This is a genomic window from Streptomyces aidingensis (genome assembly GCF_900112355.1).
Taxonomy (GTDB): domain Bacteria; phylum Actinomycetota; class Actinomycetes; order Streptomycetales; family Streptomycetaceae; genus Streptomyces; species Streptomyces aidingensis.
Genome location: NZ_FOLM01000006.1, coordinates 234,674 through 254,536 on the forward strand (window position 1 = coordinate 234,674; position 19,863 = coordinate 254,536).

Annotated in this window: 13 protein-coding genes; 3 read left to right on the forward strand and 10 right to left on the reverse strand. The window is 71.6% G+C overall.

The genetic code is table 11. The annotated features are described in order from the left end of the window. Positions 1-21: 21 nt before the first annotated feature. Together BM242_RS13620 and rpsA are read right to left on the reverse strand one after the other, a co-directional pair. Entirely contained in the window at positions 22-963 is a 942-nt protein-coding gene (locus tag BM242_RS13620; protein WP_093839060.1) for a proteasome assembly chaperone family protein, read from the reverse strand. Positions 964-1,198: 235 nt separating this feature from the next. Beyond that, a complete protein-coding gene (gene rpsA, locus BM242_RS13625; RefSeq protein ID WP_093839061.1) occupies positions 1,199-2,695 on the reverse strand; it encodes a 30S ribosomal protein S1 in 1,497 nt (498 codons plus the stop codon). 389 nt (positions 2,696-3,084) lie between these two features. Between rpsA and hrpB the strand changes: the two genes are divergently transcribed. Continuing rightward, positions 3,085-5,721: an ATP-dependent helicase HrpB gene (gene hrpB / locus BM242_RS13630; protein ID WP_093839062.1), complete on the forward strand. Its 2,637-nt coding sequence runs from the start codon at positions 3,085-3,087 to the stop codon at positions 5,719-5,721. 30 nt (positions 5,722-5,751) lie between these two features. Here the strand turns inward: hrpB and BM242_RS13635 are convergent, their stop codons facing one another. Together BM242_RS13635 and polA are read right to left on the reverse strand one after the other, a co-directional pair. Then, positions 5,752-7,281, reverse strand: a complete 1,530-nt coding sequence (locus BM242_RS13635; protein WP_342746961.1) for a lytic transglycosylase domain-containing protein — start codon at positions 7,279-7,281, stop codon at positions 5,752-5,754. Between the two features lie 288 nt (positions 7,282-7,569). Beyond that, a complete protein-coding gene (polA, locus tag BM242_RS13640; RefSeq protein WP_245834063.1) occupies positions 7,570-10,245 on the reverse strand; it encodes a DNA polymerase I in 2,676 nt (891 codons plus the stop codon). 258 nt (positions 10,246-10,503) lie between these two features. Here polA and BM242_RS13645 point away from each other — a divergent pair, with 258 nt between their 5' ends. Further along, positions 10,504-12,804, forward strand: coding sequence for an FdhF/YdeP family oxidoreductase (locus tag BM242_RS13645; protein ID WP_093839064.1), 2,301 nt, complete (start codon positions 10,504-10,506; stop codon positions 12,802-12,804). 68 nt (positions 12,805-12,872) lie between these two features. Beyond that, a complete protein-coding gene (locus BM242_RS13650; RefSeq protein ID WP_093839065.1) occupies positions 12,873-13,430 on the forward strand; it encodes a PaaI family thioesterase in 558 nt (185 codons plus the stop codon). A 61-nt stretch (positions 13,431-13,491) separates the two neighbouring features. On the opposite strand, the gene BM242_RS13655 is transcribed toward BM242_RS13650, so the two are convergent. From BM242_RS13655 to BM242_RS13680, 6 genes are all read right to left on the reverse strand, one after another. Further along, complete coding sequence (locus tag BM242_RS13655) at positions 13,492-14,316, reverse strand: ABC transporter ATP-binding protein (protein WP_093839066.1); 825 nt, start codon at positions 14,314-14,316, stop codon at positions 13,492-13,494. Beyond that, positions 14,313-15,212, reverse strand: a complete 900-nt coding sequence (locus BM242_RS13660; RefSeq protein ID WP_093839067.1) for an ABC transporter ATP-binding protein — start codon at positions 15,210-15,212, stop codon at positions 14,313-14,315. Before BM242_RS13660 ends, BM242_RS13655 begins: the two co-directional genes overlap by 4 nt. After that, positions 15,209-16,600, reverse strand: coding sequence for a branched-chain amino acid ABC transporter permease (locus BM242_RS13665; RefSeq protein ID WP_245834048.1), 1,392 nt, complete (start codon positions 16,598-16,600; stop codon positions 15,209-15,211). Before BM242_RS13665 ends, BM242_RS13660 begins: the two co-directional genes overlap by 4 nt. After that, positions 16,597-17,520 (reverse strand): branched-chain amino acid ABC transporter permease, encoded by a 924-nt coding sequence (locus BM242_RS13670; RefSeq protein ID WP_093839069.1) that lies wholly within the window; start codon positions 17,518-17,520, stop codon positions 16,597-16,599. The genes BM242_RS13665 and BM242_RS13670 overlap by 4 nt, the downstream gene beginning before the upstream one ends. Before the next feature lie 143 nt (positions 17,521-17,663). Next, complete coding sequence (locus tag BM242_RS13675) at positions 17,664-18,824, reverse strand: branched-chain amino acid ABC transporter substrate-binding protein (protein WP_093839070.1); 1,161 nt, start codon at positions 18,822-18,824, stop codon at positions 17,664-17,666. A gap of 367 nt (positions 18,825-19,191) precedes the next feature. Next, the gene (locus tag BM242_RS13680) at positions 19,192-19,860 is read right to left on the reverse strand and encodes an ANTAR domain-containing response regulator (protein WP_093839071.1); all 669 of its coding nucleotides are present in this window, start codon (positions 19,858-19,860) and stop codon (positions 19,192-19,194) included. Positions 19,861-19,863: the final 3 nt, after the last annotated feature.

The following is a 19,863-nucleotide window of genomic DNA, read 5'->3' on the forward strand; positions in this document are numbered from 1 at the left end:
GCCGCGCCTGCCGCCCGCCGGTCAGCCGTCCTCGCGGTCGGCCAGGAAACGTTCGAAGACCTCGCCCAGCTCTTCGGCGGACGGCAGATCCTGCGATTCCGCCATCAGACTGCCCCGGCCGGCCGCCCCGGCCATCGCGTCGTACTGCTGCTCCAGGCCCCGCACCACCGCGACCAGCTCGGAGTCGCCCTCGGCGAGCTCCCGCTCGATCTCGTTCTGGGTCTTCAGCGCCCGGTTGCGCAGCACATGCGCGGCCTCCGGCAGCACCAGGCCGGTGGCGCCGGTGATCGCCTCCAGCACGGCCAGCGTCGCGTCCGGATAGCGGGAACGGGCCACATAGTGCGGCACATGGGCCGCCATGCCGACGACATCGTGCCCCGCCTCGATCAGCCGCATCTCCACCAGTGCCGCGGCGCTGCCCGGCACCTGGGCCTCGTCGAACAGGCCGCGCTGGCCGGGCACCAGCTCGGCGCGGTTGCCGTGCGGGGTCAGCCCCACCGGGCGGGTGTGCGGGACGCCCATCGGGATCCCGTGGAAGTTCACCGCCAGCCGCGCCTTGAGCCGCTCCACGATCTGCAGCACGGCGAAGGAGAAGCGGTCCCACTCCACATCCGGTTCCGGGCCGGAGAGCAGCAGGAACGGCTGCCGGGTGGCGTCATGCAGCAGCCGCAGTTCCAGCCGGGGCGTCTCGTACGCCGTCCAGCGGTCCTTGCGGAAGGTCATGGTCGGGCGCCGCGCCCGGTAGTCGACCAGCCGGTCGTGGTCGAACCGGGCCACCAGGGTGCCCGGCCGGGGCCCCTCCAGCAGCCGCTCGACCAGTTGCGCGCCGGCCTCGCCGGCGTCGATGAATCCCTCGAAGTGGTAGAGCAGCACCGGTCCGGCGGTGTCCGAATCGGCGGCGAGCGCCTCGGCCCGCCGAAGGCCCTGGGGGTCCCACGTGTACAAGTCCTGCGGATCGTGCACTGTCACCGCACCCCTTCTGGTCTTTTTCTCGCATCCGGATCAACACACCACCTGGCGTGAGCATTCCCTGGCGTCACAGCACGGAGGCGCGCCGACACCAAGGCGTTATGCGGACTGTGTGCGGAGGTGGTGCGGGACTGGTGCGGGAAGGCGGCGCAATGAATCCGCCGGGCCGGGACACGGAAGGACCCGCCCCCCCCCGGGAGGGGAGGGCGGGTCCTGGCAAGCCGTTCGGTCAGCTCTGGCCGCCGGCCAGCTTCTCGCGAAGCGCGGCCAGCGCCTCGTCGGAGGCCAGCGCACCGGAGTCGTCGCCCGAGTCGGAGGAGTACGAGCCGCCGCCGCCCGCAACGTCCGCCGTGCTGCCGCCGCCCGCCTCGGCCGCGGCCTGGGCCTCGGCCTCGCGGGACTTGATGACCTGCGCCTGGTGCTGCTCGAAGCGCGCCTGGGCCTCGGCGTACTGCCGCTCCCACTCCTCGCGCTGCTTCTCGTAGCCGGGCAGCCACTCGTTGGTCTCCGGGTCGAAGCCCTCGGGGTAGATGTAGTTGCCCTGGTCGTCGTAGGACGCCGCCATGCCGTACAGCGTGGGGTCGAACTCGGTCGCCAGCGGGTCGGGGCCGAAGGCCTCGTTGGCCTGCTTGAGGGACAGGCTGATCCGGCGGCGCTCCAGGTCGATGTCGATGACCTTGACGAAGATCTCGTCGTTGACCTGGACGACCTGCTCCGGGATCTCCACGTGGCGCTCGGCCAGCTCGGAGATGTGGACCAGGCCCTCGATGCCCTCGTCCACCCGGACGAAGGCGCCGAACGGCACCAGCTTGGTGACCTTGCCCGGGACCACCTGGCCGATCTGGTGGGTGCGGGCGAACTGCTGCCACGGGTCTTCCTGGGTCGCCTTCAGCGACAGCGAGACGCGCTCGCGGTCCATGTCGACGTCCAGGACCTCGACCGTGACCTCCTGGCCGACCTCGACCACCTCGGAGGGGTGGTCGATGTGCTTCCAGGACAGCTCGGAGACGTGCACCAGGCCGTCCACACCGCCGAGGTCCACGAAGGCGCCGAAGTTGACGATGGAGGACACGACGCCCGACCGCACCTGGCCCTTCTGCAGGGTGGTGAGGAAGGTCTGGCGGACCTCGCTCTGGGTCTGCTCCAGCCAGGCGCGGCGGGAGAGGACCACGTTGTTCCGGTTCTTGTCGAGCTCGATGATCTTGGCTTCGAGCTCCTTGCCCACGTAGGGCTGGAGGTCGCGGACCCGGCGCATCTCGACCAGGGAGGCGGGAAGGAAGCCGCGGAGGCCGATGTCGAGGATCAGACCGCCCTTGACCACCTCGATGACGGTACCGGTGACGATGCCGTCCTCTTCCTTGATCTTCTCGATCGTGCCCCAGGCGCGCTCGTACTGGGCGCGCTTCTTCGACAGGATCAGCCGGCCCTCCTTGTCCTCCTTCTGGAGAACAAGGGCCTCGATCTCGTCACCGACGGCCACGACCTCGTGCGGGTCGACATCGTGCTTGATCGACAGCTCGCGAGAGGGAATCACACCCTCGGTCTTGTAACCGATGTCGAGCAGGACCTCGTCCCGGTCGACCTTCACGATGACGCCGTCGACGATGTCGCCGTCGTTGAAGTACTTGATGGTCTCGTCGACCGCGGCGAGGAAGGCTTCCTCGGAGCCGATGTCGTTGACCGCAACCTGCGGGGTAGCTACGGCGCTCTCGGTGCTGCTCGTCATGTGGTAAAGGGCTCCGGTACGGACATAAGTCGTAGGTACTGCTTACGCCGAGGCCCTTGTTCGCACCGCCGAAGCCGGACAGCCTGAGAGACGCTCCTGCGCGGATCTCCCGTGAATCTCCAGAGAATCGCAAGCGCCTCGACAACCGAGGGGACATACAACAGATGCGAGCGCGACCTGCTCCGTCCGAGGCGCGCAAGCCCGCAGCGCGTCTTATAGCATACGGGGGCATTCGGACCTGGTCAACGCGACCATGCCGGGGCGCACCCCTGCGACACGGTGCCATCAGGGGGCGCACCGGCCAGGCCGTGCGCCGGTGAGATGCTCCGCCCCTGCCCGCGCGGGCACCGGCGTGCGCCCGTCCCCGTCAGGACGGCAGAGTGACTCCCGTGACTCCTGAGCAGGCATTGCGCCAACTCGCGGTGCGTACGGCGCTGCCCGCGCTGCGTGACGGACTGGACCGGCACGGGGCCGCGGTACTGGCCGCCCCGCCCGGCACCGGCAAGACCACCCTCGTCCCGCTGGACCTGGCCGGACTCACCCGTCCGGGGTCCCCGCTCCGGCGTGTCCTGGTCGCCGAGCCGCGCCGGATCGCGGCCCGGGCGGCGGCCCGGCGGATGGCCTGGCTGCTCGGCGGCCAGACCGGCGGGCCGGGCGGGCCCGGCGGGACGGGGGAAACGGGCGGAGCGGGCGGAGCCGGCGGCCTGGTGGGCTACACGGTGCGCGGCGACCGGCGGGCCGGACCGCGGACGGTGGTGGAGGTGGTCACCACCGGTGTGCTGCTCCAGCGCCTCCAGCGCGACCCGGAACTGCCGGGCGTGGACACGGTCCTGCTGGACGAGTGCCATGAGCGCCATCTCGACGCGGACACCGCCGCGGCCTTCCTGCTGGAGGTCCGGGAGACGCTGCGGCCCGGGCTGCGGCTGGTGGCCGCCTCGGCGACCACCGACACCGCCGGCTGGTCGGCGCTGCTCGGCAATGCCCCGGTGATCAGCGCCGGGGGCGGCGCGCACCCGGTGGAGGTGGTCTGGGCCCCGCCGCCGCGCCCGGTGCGTCCCCCGCACGGCATGGCCGTGGACCCGGCCCTGCTGGCCCATACGGCGTCCGTGGTGCGGCGGGCCCTGCGCGAGCGGGACGGCGACGTGCTGTGTTTCCTGCCCGGCGCCGGGGAGATCGCCCGGGTGGCGGGCCTGCTGGCGGACACCGGGGAGGCCGGGGACGCCGGGAACGGCCGGCCCGTGGAGGTGCTGGCGGTGCACGGCCGGGCCCCGGCCGAGGTCCAGGACACGGTGCTGGCCGGCGGCCAGGGCGGCGGCCGGCGGCGGGTGGTGCTGGCCACCGCGGTGGCCGAGTCCAGCCTGACCGTGCCCGGCGTGCGGGTGGTGGTGGACGCGGGCCTGGCCCGGGAGCCGCGCACCGACCACGCCCGCGGGCTGTCCGCCCTGACCACCGTGCGGGCCTCCCGGGCCACGGCCGGGCAGCGCGCCGGACGAGCCGGGCGGGAGGCGCCGGGCACCGTCTACCGCTGCTGGGCGGAGGGCGAGCACGCCAGGCTGCCGCGGTTCCCGTCCCCCGAGATCGCGGTGGCGGACCTGACCGCGTTCGCGCTCCGGGCGGCGTGCTGGGGAGCGCCGCCGCAGGGCGATCCGGGCCTGGCCCTGCTGGACCCGCCGCCGCCCGGGGCGCTGGCCGCGGCGCGGCGGGTGCTGCACGCGATCGGCGCGCTGGACGGGGCCGGACGGCCCACCGGGCGCGGCCGGCGGATGGTCCGGATGGGCCTGCATCCGCGGCTGGCCCGGGCGCTGCTGGACGGTGCCGCCCGGGTGGGCGCCGGACGGGCCGCCGAGGTGGTGGCCCTGCTGAGCGAGGAGCCGCCGCGTGCCTGGGGCGAGGACCTGGCCGCCCTGTGGCGGACGGTGCGCCGCTCCGGCGACCACCCGTACGCGGTCCGCTGGCGCCGGGAGACCCGGCGCCTGCGGGCCGCGGCGGCGGAGGCGGACGGTACCGCACCACCGGACGCGGCCCCGGACGCGCCGCCGGACGACGGGGCGGCGGCGATCGTGGCGGCGCTGGCCCATCCGGAGCGGGTGGCCAGGGAAAGCGGACCGGGCTCCTGTCTGATGGCCTCCGGCACCAGGGCCGAGGTGCCGGAGGGCTCGCCGCTGCGGGCGGCCCGCTGGCTGGCGGTGGCCGTGGCCGACCGGCCGGTGGGCGCGGCCGGCGCCCGGGTGCTGCTGGCCGCGCCGGTGGACGAGGACACCGCCCGGGAGGCCGCGGGGGCCCTGTACGGGTCCGCCGAGGAGGTGGTCTGGGATTCCGGGCGGCGGGATGTGACGGCCCGGCACGTGGAGCGGCTGGGCGCCATCACGCTGCGCGAGCGGAGGCTGGACGCCCCGGACCCGGGTCTGGTGCGGGCGGCGCTGCTGGAGGGCCTGCGCCGGGAGGGCGTGGAGCGGCTGCTGGACTGGACCCCGGCGGCGTGCGGGCTGCGCCGGCGGATGGCGTTCCTGCACCGGGAACTGGGCGCCCCCTGGCCGGATGTGGGGGACGCGGCACTGCTGACGGCACTGGCGCAGGAGCACTGGCCGGCCGGTGCCCGCGACCGCGCGGAGCTGCGGCGGGGAGTGGATGTGCACCGGCTGCTGACGGCGCTGCTGCCGTGGGCCGACGGCTCCGCGGCCCGGCTGGAGGAGTGGGCGCCGGAGCGGATCGAGGTGCCCTCCGGCTCCCGGATCCGGGTGGACTACGGCGGGGAGCGGCCGGTGCTGGCGGTCCGGCTCCAGGAGCTGTTCGGCTGGCAGGAGGCGCCGCGGCTCGCCGACGGGCGGGTGCCGCTGCTGGTGCAGCTTCTTTCACCGGCCGGGCGGCCGGCCGCGGTCACCTCGGATCTGGCGTCATTCTGGCGGGACGGCTATCGCTCGGTGCGGGCGGAGCTGCGCGGGCGCTATCCCCGGCATCCGTGGCCGGAGGATCCGCTGACGGCCGAGGCCACCCGGCGGGCGAAGCCGCGCCGCCCCGCGCGCTGAGCGCGGGGCGGCGGCGGGTGTGGGCGCGGGTCAGGGCGCGGTGCGGGTGACGGCGGCTTCCTCGCCGGGCACGGCGGCGGTGCCGTCCCCGGTGTCCTGCCCGCCGCCGGAGGACTGACCGTCCTCACCGCCGGAGTCGTCCGGATTCTCGCCCTCGGGCTCCTCGTCCTCCGGCGGGTCGCAGCCCTCGGCCGGGTCCTCGCCGTCTTCTTCGCCGTTCTCTTCCTCGCCGTTCTCTTCGCCCGCTTCTTCCTCTTCCCCGGGCTCACCGGGCTCGCCCCCGGCCGGGTCGGTGGGCAGGGGCTCGTCCGGATCCGGGTCCGCCGGGTCGGCCGGATCCGCCGGGTCCGCGGGATCGGCCGGATCGGCCGGGTCCGCGGGGTCCGCCGGGTCGGGGTCGGTGGGGCACTCGCCGGGGTCCTCGGGGTCGGGCTCGTCCGGGTCGGGCTCGTCCGGGTCCTCGGGGGGCGACGGCTGGTCCGGGTCGGGTGACTTCTCCGGGCCGGTGGGCGGCGGTTCGGGCTTCGGGTCCGGCCGGGGCTCCGGCCGTCCCTCGGTGTCGGGCTCCGGGTCCGGCTCCGGCTCGGCGCCGGTGCCGCCCGGCTTCGGACCGGCCGTGGACGGGGTGGCGCCGCCGGGCTTCTCGGCGGCCGAGCCGGTCTTCCCGCCCCCGCCGTTCCCGCCGCCCGTGCCTCCGTTCCCGCTGCCGTTCCCGCTGCCGGAGCCGGGGTTGCCCGGGCCGGGGCTGGCGGGCAGCGCGCCGGTGCCGTCCGGCACCTCGTGACCGCCCTGGCGGTAGTAGTAGTCCAGCCAGGACATCACCGTATTGACATAGTCGCGCGAGTAGTTGTAGCTGAGGATCGCCCGGTCCAGATCTCCCGCGTCGGAGAGGTCCCGGCCGCCCGCACACAGATACTGCCCGGCGGCCAGCGCCGCGTCGTAGATGTTGTTGGGGTCCCGGAAACCGTCACCGCTGGCGTCCGTCCCCCAGTTCGCCCAGGTGGAGGGGATGAACTGCATGGGCCCCACCGCCCGGTCGTAGACCGGGTCGCCGTCCCAGCGCCCGCCGTCGGTGTCCGAGATATGGGCGAAGCCGTTGCCGTTGAGCACCGGGCCGAGGATGGCCGGGGTGGCGGTGCCCGCCCCGTCCACCGAGCCGCCGCGCGCGTGCCCGGACTCCACCTTGCCGATGGCGGCCAGGAGTTCCCAGTCCAGATTGCACTGGGCCCGGGTCTCGGCCAGGGTGGCCTCGGCCTTGCGATAGGCGTCCAGCACGGTGGCCGGGATGCCCGCCTCGGCGGGGCCGGTGACCACCGGGCCGGTGTCCGCCTCCGCCGCGGCGTCCTCCCGGGCCGCCTCCGGCTCCTCCGCGGCCCCGGTGTCCTCCTCCGCCGGCTCGCCGTCCCCCGGCGGCAGATCGGTGTGATACGGGCGCTCGAAGATCTCCTGCGCCGCATCCTCCCCGGACGGATCCTCCGCCCCGCGCAGCGAGCCGCTCAGCTCCTCCGCGAGATCTCCTGCCTGGGAGGCGGTGAGGGCCGCCATGGCCGCCGCCGCCACCGCCGAACCGGAAATACCCCTGCGGACGCCCCGGATGCTCCGGATACCCCGGATGCCTCGCCCTGCCACCCTGTTTTCCTCCGTGAAGTGCCGAGCCATGCCCGAACCAACCGGAAAATCTGATCGTTTCCGACGGCTCGGACGACATTACGGCACCACCCGGTTCCCTGCCAGGACTTGCCGTAGCGGCGCCATGACGGGGGCGCGAACTTCGGGCAATCCCAGCGGCGCACGGGTGCGGCACAGCCGGCGGCCGCCCCACGGCCCCGCGGGGCGCCGGCCTCGGCATCAGTGGGCGGCGGCCTCCCAGTCGGGGCCCGATCCCACGGACACGGCCAGCGGCGCGCGCAGTTCCACCGCCCCGGCCATCTCCCGCCGCACCAGCTCCTCGACCGTCTCGCGCTCTCCGGGCGCCACCTCCAGCACGATCTCGTCGTGCACCTGGAGCAGCATCCGGCTGCGCAGGCTCTCCTTGCGCAGCGCCTCGTCCACCCGCAGCATGGCGATCTTCACGATGTCGGCGGCGGTGCCCTGGATCGGGGCGTTGAGCGCCATCCGCTCGGCCATCTCCCGCCGCTGCCGGTTGGAACTGTTGAGGTCCGGCAGATAGCGGCGGCGGCCCAGCATGGTCTCGGTGTATCCGGTGGCGCGCGCGTGCGTCACCACCCGCTGGAGGTAGTCCCGCACGCCGCCGAAGCGCTCGAAGTAGGTGTCCATCAGGCCGCGGGCCTCCTCCGGGCTGATGGAGAGCTGCTGCGAGAGGCCGAACGCGGACAGGCCGTAGGCCAGGCCGTAGCTCATCGCCTTGATCTTGCGCCGCATCTCGGCGTCGACCTGCTCCCGGCCGACCCCGAACACCTGGGAGGCGACCGTGTCGTGCAGATCCTCACCGGAGGTGAAGGCCCGGATCAGGTCCTCGTCCTCCGACAGATGAGCCATCACCCGCAGCTCGATCTGGCTGTAGTCGGCGGTGAGCAGGGCCTCATAGCCCTCGCCGACCACAAAGGCCCGGCGGATCGCGCGGCCCTCGTCGGTGCGGACCGGGACGTTCTGCAGATTGGGGTCGGTGGAGGCCAGCCGACCGGTGGCGGCCACCGTCTGCTGGAAGGTGGTGTGGATGCGCCCGCCCGGGGCGATCGTCTTGATCAGGCCCTCCACCGTGGACCGCAGCCGGGCCTGCTCCCGGTGACGCAGCATCAGCACCGGCAGCTCGTGCTCGGTCTGGGTGGCCAGCCAGGCCAGGGCGTCGGCATCGGTGGTGTAGCCGGTCTTGGTCTTCTTCGTCCTGGGCAGGGCCAGCTCGCCGAACAGCACCTCCTGCAACTGCTTGGGCGAGCCCAGATTGAACTCGCGCCCCACCGAGGCGTGCGCCTCCCGCACGGCCTGCTGGACGGCGGCGGCGAACTGCTGCTCCAGCCGCTCCAGCCAGGACCGGTCGGCGGCGATACCGGCCCGCTCCATCCGGGCCAGCAGCCCGGACACCGGCAGCTCCACCTCGTACAGCAGATCACGGGCGCCCACATCGGCCAGCCGCTCCTGGAGCACCCCGGCCAGATCCAGCACGGTGCGGGCCTGCCGCATCAGGGCATCGGCCTCGGCCGTCTCGTCCGCCCCCAGGGCGAGCTGGCCGCTGCCGGTGTCCGCGGCCGGGGCCAGCTCCCGGCCCAGGAACTCCAGGCTCAGCTCCTCCAGGGCGAAGCTGCGGCGGCCGGGCTGGACCAGATAGGCGGCCAGCGCGGTGTCCATGGTGACGCCCTCGACGGCCCAGCCGTGCTCGCCGAACACCCGGTGCACCTGCTTGGCCAGATGCAGCGCCTTGGGCCGGGACGCGTCGGCGGCCCAGGCGGCGAAGGCCCGCTCGTCGTCCGCGCCGATCCGGGACGGGTCGAACCAGACGGCCGGGCCGTCCGCCGCGGCCAGCGCGACCGCGTGGACCGTGCCGGAGCCCAGCCTCCACTCGTCGGAGCCGACCATGCCCAGCGGGCCGGCCGCCTCCGGCCCGGCCAGCCAGTCCGCCAGCTCCCCGGGGTGCTCCAGCACCCGGCCGTCCACCGCCACCCCGCCGGCCGGCCCGGCACCGGCCCGGCCCTCCGCCGCACCCGGATCCACCGCGAACAGCCGCTCCCGCAGATTGGGATTGCGGAACTCCAGGGCGTCCAGCAGGACCGTCAGCGCCTCGCGGTCATACGGCGCGCGGACCAGCTCCGCCGGGCCCGAGGGCAGCTCCACATCCCGCACCAGCTCCGTCAGCTCCCGGTTGAGCCGCACCGACTCCAGCCGGGCACGGAGATTCTCCCCCGCCTTGCCCTTGACCTCCCCGGCCCGCTCCAGCAGCGCCTCCAGGGAGCCGAACTGGGTGATCCACTTGGCGGCCGTCTTCTCCCCCACCCCGGGGATCCCCGGCAGGTTGTCCGACGGGTCGCCCCGCAGGGCGGCGAAATCCGGATACCGCTCGGGCGGCAGACCGTACTTCTCGCTCACCCGCTCGGGGGTGAACCGGGTCAGCTCGGAGACCCCCTTGGTGGGATAGAGCACCGTGATCCGCTCGCTGACCAGCTGCAGGCAGTCCCGGTCGCCCGTCACGATCAGCACCTCGAACCCCTCGCCCGCCGCGCGCGAGGCCAGGGTGGCGATCACATCGTCCGCCTCGAAACCCGCCTCGGCGAACCGCGGCACCCGCATGGTGTCCAGCAGCTCGCCGATCAGCTCCACCTGGCCGCGGAACTCGTCCGGCGTGGTGGTGCGGGTGGCCTTGTACTCCTCGAACCGCTCCGACCGCCAGGTCTTGCGGGAGACGTCGAACGCCACCGCCAGATGCGTCGGCTCCTCGTCACGCAGGGTATTGGCCAGCATGGAGGTGAAGCCGTAGATCGCATTGGTCGGCTGGCCCACCGCAGTGGTGAAATTCTCCGCGGGCAGCGCAAAGAACGCCCGGTACGCCAGGGAGTGCCCGTCCAGCAGCATCAGACGGGGCCGCCTCTTGGGCCCGGATGCCCGGTCGGCGGCCTGCGGAGCGGTCTCGGATGCGGTCGTGCGCACGTTCTCAGCCACGCAAGGCATCCTGCCACGGACCACTGACAGCCCGCCCCGGCGGCCGTGCGGGTCCCCGCCCGGCCGGCGGCATGCGACCATCGGGCATCGCCTGTCCCCCCGGCCCGCCCGGCCCGCTCCCGCCCGCCGGCCGGCCCCGAACACCGCACACACCCGCGGGAAGGAGCACACATGCCGGCCAAGCCGCCCGCCGAGGACCCCGTCCAGGACGCCCCGGAGGTCACCACCCCGCCCGCCGCCGCGGCCGGCCTGCCGGCCGTCACCCGCAGCCTGCGCCTGGCCCACGGCCAGATGGGCGTCCGGCGCACCGCGCTCACCCTGCTCCGGGTCAACCAGCACGGCGGCTTCGACTGCCCCGGCTGCGCCTGGCCCGAGCCGGACCGGCCGCACACCGCCGAATTCTGCGAGAACGGCGCCAAGGCCGTCGCCGAAGAGGCCACCGTGCGCCGCGTCGGCCCGGACTTCTTCGCCCGCCACCCCGTGGCCCTGCTCGCCCGCCGCTCCGGCTACTGGCTGGGCCAGCAGGGCCGGCTCACCCGGCCCATGTACCTCGCCGAAGGCGCCGAGCACTACACCCCGGTCTCCTGGGACAGCGCCTTCTCCCTGATCGCCCGGGAACTGACCGCCCTGGACTCCCCCGACCGGGCCGTCTTCTACACCTCCGGCCGCACCGGCAACGAAGCCGCCTTCCTCTACCAGCTCTTCGCCCGCAGCTTCGGCACCAACAACCTGCCCGACTGCTCCAACATGTGCCACGAATCCTCCGGCTCCGCCCTCACCGAGACCCTCGGCGTGGGCAAGGGCAGCGTGCTGCTCAAGGACCTCCACCGCGCCGGCCTGATCATCGTCGCCGGGCAGAACCCGGGCACCAACCACCCCCGCATGCTCACCGCCCTGGAACAGGCCAAGGCGGCCGGCGCCCGGATCATCACCGTCAACCCGCTGCCCGAGGCCGGACTGCGCCGCTTCAACAACCCCCAGACCCCCCGCGGCCTCACCGGACGCGGCCCCGAACTCACCGACCTCTTCCTCCAGATCCGCCTCGGCGGCGACCAGGCACTGTTCCGGATGCTCGGCGCACTGCTGCTGCGCGCTGCCGAACAGGACGGCCGGCCCGACGCCGTCGACCACGCCTTCATCGCCCGCCACACCCACGGCTTCGAGGACTACGCCACCGCCGCCCGCGCCACCACCTGGGACGACACCCTGGCCGCCACCGGCCTGCCCCGCGAGGACATCGAGACCGCGCTGCGCATGGTGCTGGACGCCCGCTCGGTCATCGTCTGCTGGGCCATGGGCCTCACCCAGCACAAGCACTCCGTGCCCACCATCCGCGAAGTGGTCAACTTCCTGCTGCTGCGCGGCAACGTCGGCCGCCCCGGCGCCGGCGTCTGCCCCGTCCGCGGACACAGCAATGTGCAGGGCGACCGCACCATGGGCATCACCGAACGTCCCACCGCCGCCTTCCTCGACGCGCTGGAGAAGGAATTCGGCTTCCCGCCCCCACGCCGGCCCGGCCTGGACACCGTCGAAGCCATCCGCGCCCTGCGGGACGGCCGCGCCGAGGTGTTCTTCGCCCTCGGCGGCAACTTCGTCTCCGCCGCCCCCGACACCTCGGTCACCGAGGACGCCATGCGCCGCGCCCGGCTGACCGTGCACGTGTCCACCAAGCTCAACCGCTCCCATGTGGTGCCCGGCGCCCGGGCACTGATCCTGCCCACCCTCGGCCGCACCGAACGCGACACCGCACCCGACGGCACCGAGCGGTTCGTCACCGTGGAGGACTCCATGGGCATGGTGCACGCCTCCCGCGGCCGGCTCGCCCCCGCCTCCCCGGCCCTGCTGTCCGAAACGGAAATCGTCTGCCGGCTGGCCCGCCGGGTACTCGGCCCGGACCACCCCCTGCCCTGGGAGGAATTCGCCCGCGACTACGCGGCCGTACGCGACCGCATCGCCCGGGTCGTACCCGGCTTCGAGAACTTCAACGAGCGGATCACCCGGCCCGGCGGCTTCGCCCTGCCGCACGCCCCGCGCGACGAACGCCGCTTCCCCACCGCCACCGGCCGGGCCAACTTCACCGCCGCCCCGGTGGAACACCCCGCACTGCCCGAAGGCCGGCTGCTGCTCCAGACCCTCCGCTCGCACGACCAGTTCAACACCACCATCTACGGCCTGGACGACCACTACCGGGGCGTCAAGGGCGGACGCCGCGTGGTGTTCGTGCACCCCGAGGACGCCGCGCAACTCGGCCTGCCCGACGGCTCCTACGCCGACATCACCAGCGAATGGGACGACGGCCGGGAACGCACCGCCCCCGGCTTCCGGGTCATCCACTACCCCACCGCCCGCGGCTGCGCCGCCGCCTACTACCCCGAGACCAATGTGCTGGTCCCCCTGGACGCCACCGCCGACATCAGCAACACCCCGGCCGGCAAATCCCTGGTGGTGCGGCTCACACCGGCCGCCGGCTGAGCCGCTCCTGAGCGCTGGCTTAGGCTGCGCACAGATCACGGACGCACCAGGCGATCGGAGCCAGAACCATGGGCCAGCACCATCCCCCGGCAGCCGCACGGCACACCCCGGGCCCCGCCCCGGACCAGGACACGGGCCAGGACACCGACCGGGACACGGACGCCGCCGGCCCGCCCGTCTTCCCGCAGGAAATCCTGCGCGAATGGGCCGGACTCGGCATCGACCTGCCCGCCCTGTTCTCCGCCGGCGCACTGGGCAGCCGGATGGGACTGAAGGTCCTGGAAGCATCCCCCGGCAAAGTCATCGGCACGCTGCCGGTGACCGGCAACACCCAGCCCTACGGACTGCTGCACGGCGGCGCCTCCGCCGTACTGGCCGAGACCCTCGGTTCGGTCGGCGCCATGCTGCACGGCGGGCCGCACAAACTGGCCGTCGGCGTGGACCTCAACTGCACCCACCACCGCGCCGTGCGCACCGGCACCATCACCGGCACCGCCACCCCCGCGCACACCGGACGCACCTCGGCCACCTACGAGATCGTCATCACCGACGACCACGGGCGGCGGATCTGCACCGCCCGCCTCACCTGCGCGCTCCGCGACAACCCCGACCTGCCCCGGAACTGACACCACCGGGCCCGACGAGCCCGGGCCGGGACGCCCGCCGCACGTCCCGGCCCGGCAGCCCTCAGCCCCGCCCGGCCTCCGCCTCGGCCTCGGCCTCGGCCTCCACATGCTCGCCCAGATACGCCGCCCGGATCCGCGGATCCGACAACAGCTCACCGGCCGGCCCCGACATCACCAGCTCACCCGTCTCCAGCACATAACCCCGGTCCGCGAGCTGCAACGCCTGCGTGGCGTTCTGCTCCACCAGCAGCAGCGTGGTGCCCTGCTCGTTGATCTCCCGCAGAATCCCGAAAATCTGCTGCACGATCAACGGCGCCAGCCCCATCGACGGCTCGTCCAGCAGCAACAGCTCCGGCTTGCCCATCAACGCCCGCCCGATCGCCAGCATCTGCTGCTCACCACCGGAAAGCGTCCCCGCCACCTGCCTGCGCCGCTCGTGCAGCCGCGGAAACAGCGCGAACACCCGCTCCAGATCCGCCGGATCCGGACGCCGCAGCCGGTAGGCACCCATATGCAGGTTCTCCAGCACCGTCATCCGGCCGAACACCCGCCGCCCCTCCGGCACATGCCCCAGACCGAACCGCACCAGCTGATGCGACGTGATGCCGTCGATCCGCTCGCCATGCAGCAGCACCTCGCCCGAGCGCGGCGCCAGCATGCCGGAAACCGTCTTCAGCGTGGTGGACTTGCCCGCCCCATTGGCACCCAGCAGAGCCACCACCTCACCACGGCGCACCTCCAGATCGACACCCTTCAAAGCCTCGATCGCGCCATAGCCAACATGCAGATCACGCAGCTCCAGCAACGGCGGCCCATCCGGCCCCGGCCCGGAACCAGGACCCGGACCCGGCTCCGGCCGCTTCTCCAGCGACGGCTTCGCACTCATGCCCGCTCCTCGCCCTCGTCCCCGGCCCCGGCTCCCCCGCGCCCGGACAGCATCCCGGTCACCACCGCGGTGTCCTCCGCCGAGGACGAACCCAGATACGCCTCGATCACCGCCGGATCCCGCTGCACCTCACCCGGCGTGCCCTCGGCGATCTTCCGGCCGAAATTCAGCACCATCACCCGGTCCGCCACCGACATCACCAGCCGCATGTCATGCTCGATCAGCAGCACACTCACCGACAGCTCCGCATTGATCCGGCGGATCAACTCCTCCAGATCCCGCTTCTCCGTCGGATTCGTACCCGCCGCCGGCTCATCCAGCAGCAGCAGCTCCGGCTCCGTCGCCAGCGCCCGCGCAATCTCCAGCCGCCGCTGCTCCCCATAGCTCAGCGAAGAGGCCAGCTCGTTCAGCCGGTGCCCCAGCCCCACGAACCGCATCACCTCATGCGCCCTGCGGTCGCTCTCCCGCTCCGCCCGCCGGGCATGCGGCAACCCCAGCATGATCGACACCGGATCCGTCTTCTGCCGCGTCTCCACCGCGATCTTCACATTCTCCAGCGCCGTCAGCGCGCCGAACAACCGGATGTTCTGGAACGTACGGGCCAGCCCCAGCCGGCTCACCCGGAACGGCTTCCGCCCGCGCAGCTCATGCTCACCACCCCGCCCCGGCCGGAACCGGATACGCCCCTCCTGCGGCACATAAGCCCCGGTCAGCGAATTGAACAGCGACGTCTTACCAGCCCCGTTCGGGCCGATCACCGCCAGCACCTCGCCCCGGCGCATCCGCAGATCCACCCGGTCCAGCGACGTCAGACCGCCGAACCGCAGCGTCACCCCGGACACCTCCAGCACATGACCGTCCACGGCCACCGCCCGCCCCGCCATCTCCGTCGTCATACCCGCCTGCCCTCCGACGTGCCCAGCGAGTCCGCTCCGCCGGCACCCTCCTCGGCCATCTCCAGCTCACGCCTGCGCCGCCTGGAGGGCAGCAGACCCTGCGGCCGGTAGATCATCATCACCACCAGCAGCGCCCCCAGATACATAAAACGGTCCTGGGCCGGCACCTGGTCCCGCATCGCCTCCGGCAGCCAGATCAGAATCGCCGCACCCAGCAGCACACCCGGAATCGAACCCATCCCGCCGAAAATCACATACGACAGCACCAGAATGGAGAACAGCAGCACAAACAACTCGGAATTGATGAACCCCAGCTTGCTGGCATAAATCACCCCGGCCACACCCGACGTCGACGCCCCGATGGCAAACGCCAGCAGCTTGAACCGCACCGTGTCCACCCCGGTCGCGGCAGCCGCCACCTCATCCTCCCGGATCGCCGTCCACGCCCGGCCCACCCGCGAATGCTCCAACCGCAGGAAAAGGAAAATCAGCAGCGCAATCACCACCAGCAGCAGCCAGTAGTACGGCACCGGATCCAGACCCCAGCGATAACTCCAGAAACCCAGATCGATCTCGAACCGGTCCACCGACGCACCCGAAGTACCGCCAGTCGTGTCCCGCCAGTTCCGCGCCGCCAGATACACCATCTCATGAAAACCCAGCGTCACAATCGCCAGATAGTCACCGCGCAACCGCAACGTCGGCGCACCCAGCAGCACCCCCGCGACCAGACACGTCACCACCGCAACCGGAATCACCAGGAAATTGTTCAGCACCACCGGCGGCTCCACCGGAAGCGAACCCGTCCAGTACGCCGCACTGTACGCACCGATCGCAAAAAACGCGATAAACCCCAAATCCAGCATGCCGGCCCAGCCCACCACCACATTCAGGCCGATCACCAGCAGCACATAAATACCGATCTGGTCCACCAGCACCTGCTGCCAGTGCCGGGTCACCAGCAACGGCAGCAGCACCAGGAACACCGCCAGCGCGGTCAGCGCCGCCACCCGCACCCACGGCAGCGACCGCCACAACTCCCGGCCCCGGCCCAGCGGACCCGACGCCCCGGCACGGGCCCCCTCCCGCACACCCGCCCAGCCCGCGGCGAGCTGCTCACTCACAAACTCCCGCAGCACCCACACCAGCAGGGCACCGCCCAGCCAGATCCACATCCCGGTACCGGTGGTGTTCTCCTTCAGCGCCAGGAAAATATCCGAGCTGCTGCCCTCCCGGCCGGTGACCTGCGCGCCCAGCAGAGCCGTGCCCAGCAGAGCGGCCAGCCGCCTCCAGCGCGGCTGCTGATACCAGCGGGTCGCACGCAGCCGCGCCGCCGCCGACATGTCCGGGCCGCCGCCCTTGCCCCGGGAAACCGTTGTCGCCTTCATGCCGCCCTCGCAACCCGCTCGCCGAGAATGCCCGTCGGCCGGAACATCAGCACCAGCACCAGCACCGCGAACGCGCCCACGTACCGCCACTCGTCACCCACCAGATCGACCGTGAACGCCTCCACCACACCGAGCAGCAGACCGCCCAGCATCGCGCCGCGCACATTGCCGATCCCGCCCAGCACCGCCGCGGCGAACGCCGTGACACCCGGCAGAAAGCCCATGGTGGGAAACACCTGCACATTCGTGCCGAACAAGAAACCGGCCACACCGCCCATCAGGCCCCCCAGCACAAAGGTGCGGGAAACCACCTTGTCGATGTCCACGCCCATCAACGAGGCCACCTCGGGATCCTGGGCCACCGCCCGGATACCGGATCCCAGCTTGGTGCGGTTCACCACATAATCCACACCCAGCAGCATCACCACCGCCGAGCCCAGAATGAGAAGCTGCGTGATATTGAGCGAAGTACCGAAAACAGTCAGCACCCGCTTGTTCTCATAGGCGGAAGGCATCGGCACCGCGTTCCGGCCAAAAATCTTGCCCGCCAGGTTGTAAAGAAAGAACGAAGCACCGATCGCCGTGATCAGAAAAACCAGACGCGGCGCCCGGCGTCTGCGCAACGGCCGGTAGGCGACCTTCTCCAAGAAATACGCCACCGTACCGCCCAGCGCCGCACCGCCCGCCATGCCCAGCAGCACATAGCCGACCGACTGCACCCCGGACGGAGCCGCGACCGGCTCCACCAGAGTCAGCACAATCAGGCCACCGAAGCCGCCCGCCATGAAAACCTCGCTGTGCGCGAAGTTGAGCAATTGCAGAACACCGTAAACAAGCGTGTAACCGATGGCGATCACGGCATAAAGCGAGCCGAGCACCATACCCAGGACAAAAACATCCCAGATGTCGTTGATGGTCATCGAGGGCACATCCTTGTGAGGCACCGCCGCCGGGCCGGCTCGGCCGGGGACGACAGTGGCAGGCGGAGCGGCGGGGCGTGGGATCGGCCACGCCCCGCCTCAGCACGCGTTGTGTCCGGTCGGGGAGAACGGCGTCGCCGCCGTCAGCCGCCGACCACGTCCGTGACGTTCCCCAGCGCGGTGATCGCCCCACCGGTCGCCTGGTACAGATAGATCCCCGAACCGTTGTACTCACCGGTCTCGGTGAAGCTCAGCGTCTTCGCCACACCCTCATGCGTACCGGCCGCCAGCGCCTCGTACACCGACTTGGCGTCCGCACCGTCACCCAGCTCCGCCACCGCCTCGATGATCATCTGCGTGGCGTCGTACGCCTCCGGCGAATACGTGCCCGGCTCGGCATCGAACTCCGCCGTGTACCGGTCGATGAAGTCCTGCCCCTTCTCATCCGTGGACAGATCACGGCACGGGCAGGAGAAATACCAGCCCTCCGCCGCATCCCCCGCCAGCGACAGGAACTGCGGGTCCTTCACCCCGTCACCGCCCAGCGCCAGGCCCTCGTAACCGGCCTCCTTCAGCTTCACCGCCAGCGGACCCGCCTGCGCGTAGTAGCCCGTGTAGGCCACCGCCTCCGCACCCGACTCCGTCACCGTGCGCGCGATACCGCTGTGGTCCACCGTGTCGTCCGGCACGCTCTCCCGCACCACCTCGACACCGGCCTCCTCCAGATGCGACTGCGCCACATCCGCCAGACCCGCCGCATAGTCACCGGTGTCATCGATCACCACAGCCTTGGTGACACCCTCCGACACAAAGAAGTCCGAAATCGCCTTGCCCTGCTCGGCATCGTTCGGCACGCCCCGCAGGAACGTCGCGAAGCCCTTCTCGGTCAGATCGGGGCGCGTCGCCGACGGGGTCAGCGCCGCGATACCGGCCTCGGCGTAGTTCGGCGCCGCGACCTCCGCGGCGCCCGAGAACGCCGGGCCCACCACGGCGATCACACCGGCGTCGATGGCCGACTGGGCGGCGGCGGTCGCCTTGCCCGGCTCACCCCCGTCATCCGCCTCGACCAGCTCGAACTCGACGTCGTAGTCGCCGGACTCGTTGGCCTCCTGGATGGCCAGCTTGACGCCGTTCACCATGTTGACGCCGAGCTGGACGTTGTCCCCCGACAGCGGACCCTGATAGGCGATCTTGAAAGTCGAGCCGTCCCCTCCGCCGCCGTCGCCGTCATCACTGCAGGCAGTGAGGGCGAGGGCACCGACCGCGAAAGGTATCGCGAATTTCACGAGCCTCTTGGTGAGCATGCAAACCCCCTGGACGAGTCCAGATCAGACGTCACCGCACGGGACCCGTGCTCAGGCGCACACTGGTGCGGCGTGCAGCGGAATCTATTGCCTTCACACAGATCACACATAGACGGCCGAACCAGATGTGATCGCCTCGTGACCTCCGCCATGTGCCGGAAACAGAACGCGACACACCGCTGAGCGGACATCCGCGACAACCGCGCCACAGGCCCCCCGCACCACCAAAACCGCTGATCAGACCCCAAGTTGAAGACCTGCCCAGGGGCCAGGGACGGCAAACGGGGACGCCCCCGGATTCCCCATCCGGACACGCCCCCGCTTGTCGTGATCAGAACAGCGATTTGCGTCTGTGACTAAGGTGCGTTCACTTCTTTTGCTGCTGACGCCGCTCCTCGGCATCGGCGAGAATGGCCTCCGCCACCTGCTTCATGGACAGCCGCCGGTCCATCGAGGTCTTCTGAATCCAGCGGAACGCGGCCGGCTCGGTCAGCCCGTACTGCGTCTGCAGCACACTCTTGGCCCGGTCCACCAGCTTCCGGGTCTCCAGCCGCTGAGTGAGATCGTGCACCTCCGAGGAGAGCGCCCGCAGCTCCGTGAACCGGGACACCGCGATCTCGATCGCGGGCACCACATCACTCTTGGAGAACGGCTTCACCAGATACGCCATGGCCCCCGCGTCCCGGGCCCGCTCGACCAGCTCCCGCTGCGAGAACGCGGTCAGCATCAGCACCGGCGCGATGTTCTCACCGGCGATCTTCTCGGCCGCCGAGATGCCGTCCATCACCGGCATCTTCACGTCCAGAATGACCAGATCCGGCTTGTGCTCCCGAGCCAGGTCCACGGCCGTCTGACCGTCCCCCGCCTCGCCCACCACGGTGTAGCCCTCTTCTTCGAGCATCTCTTTCAGGTCGAGCCTGATCAGCGCTTCGTCCTCGGCGATGACCACACGAGTGGTCTGCGGCGGTACGTGCTCGCTGGACTCTTCTGCCTCAACCGCCTCAACGGAAGGCTCAGGGACGTCGGCGGTGCTCACAAT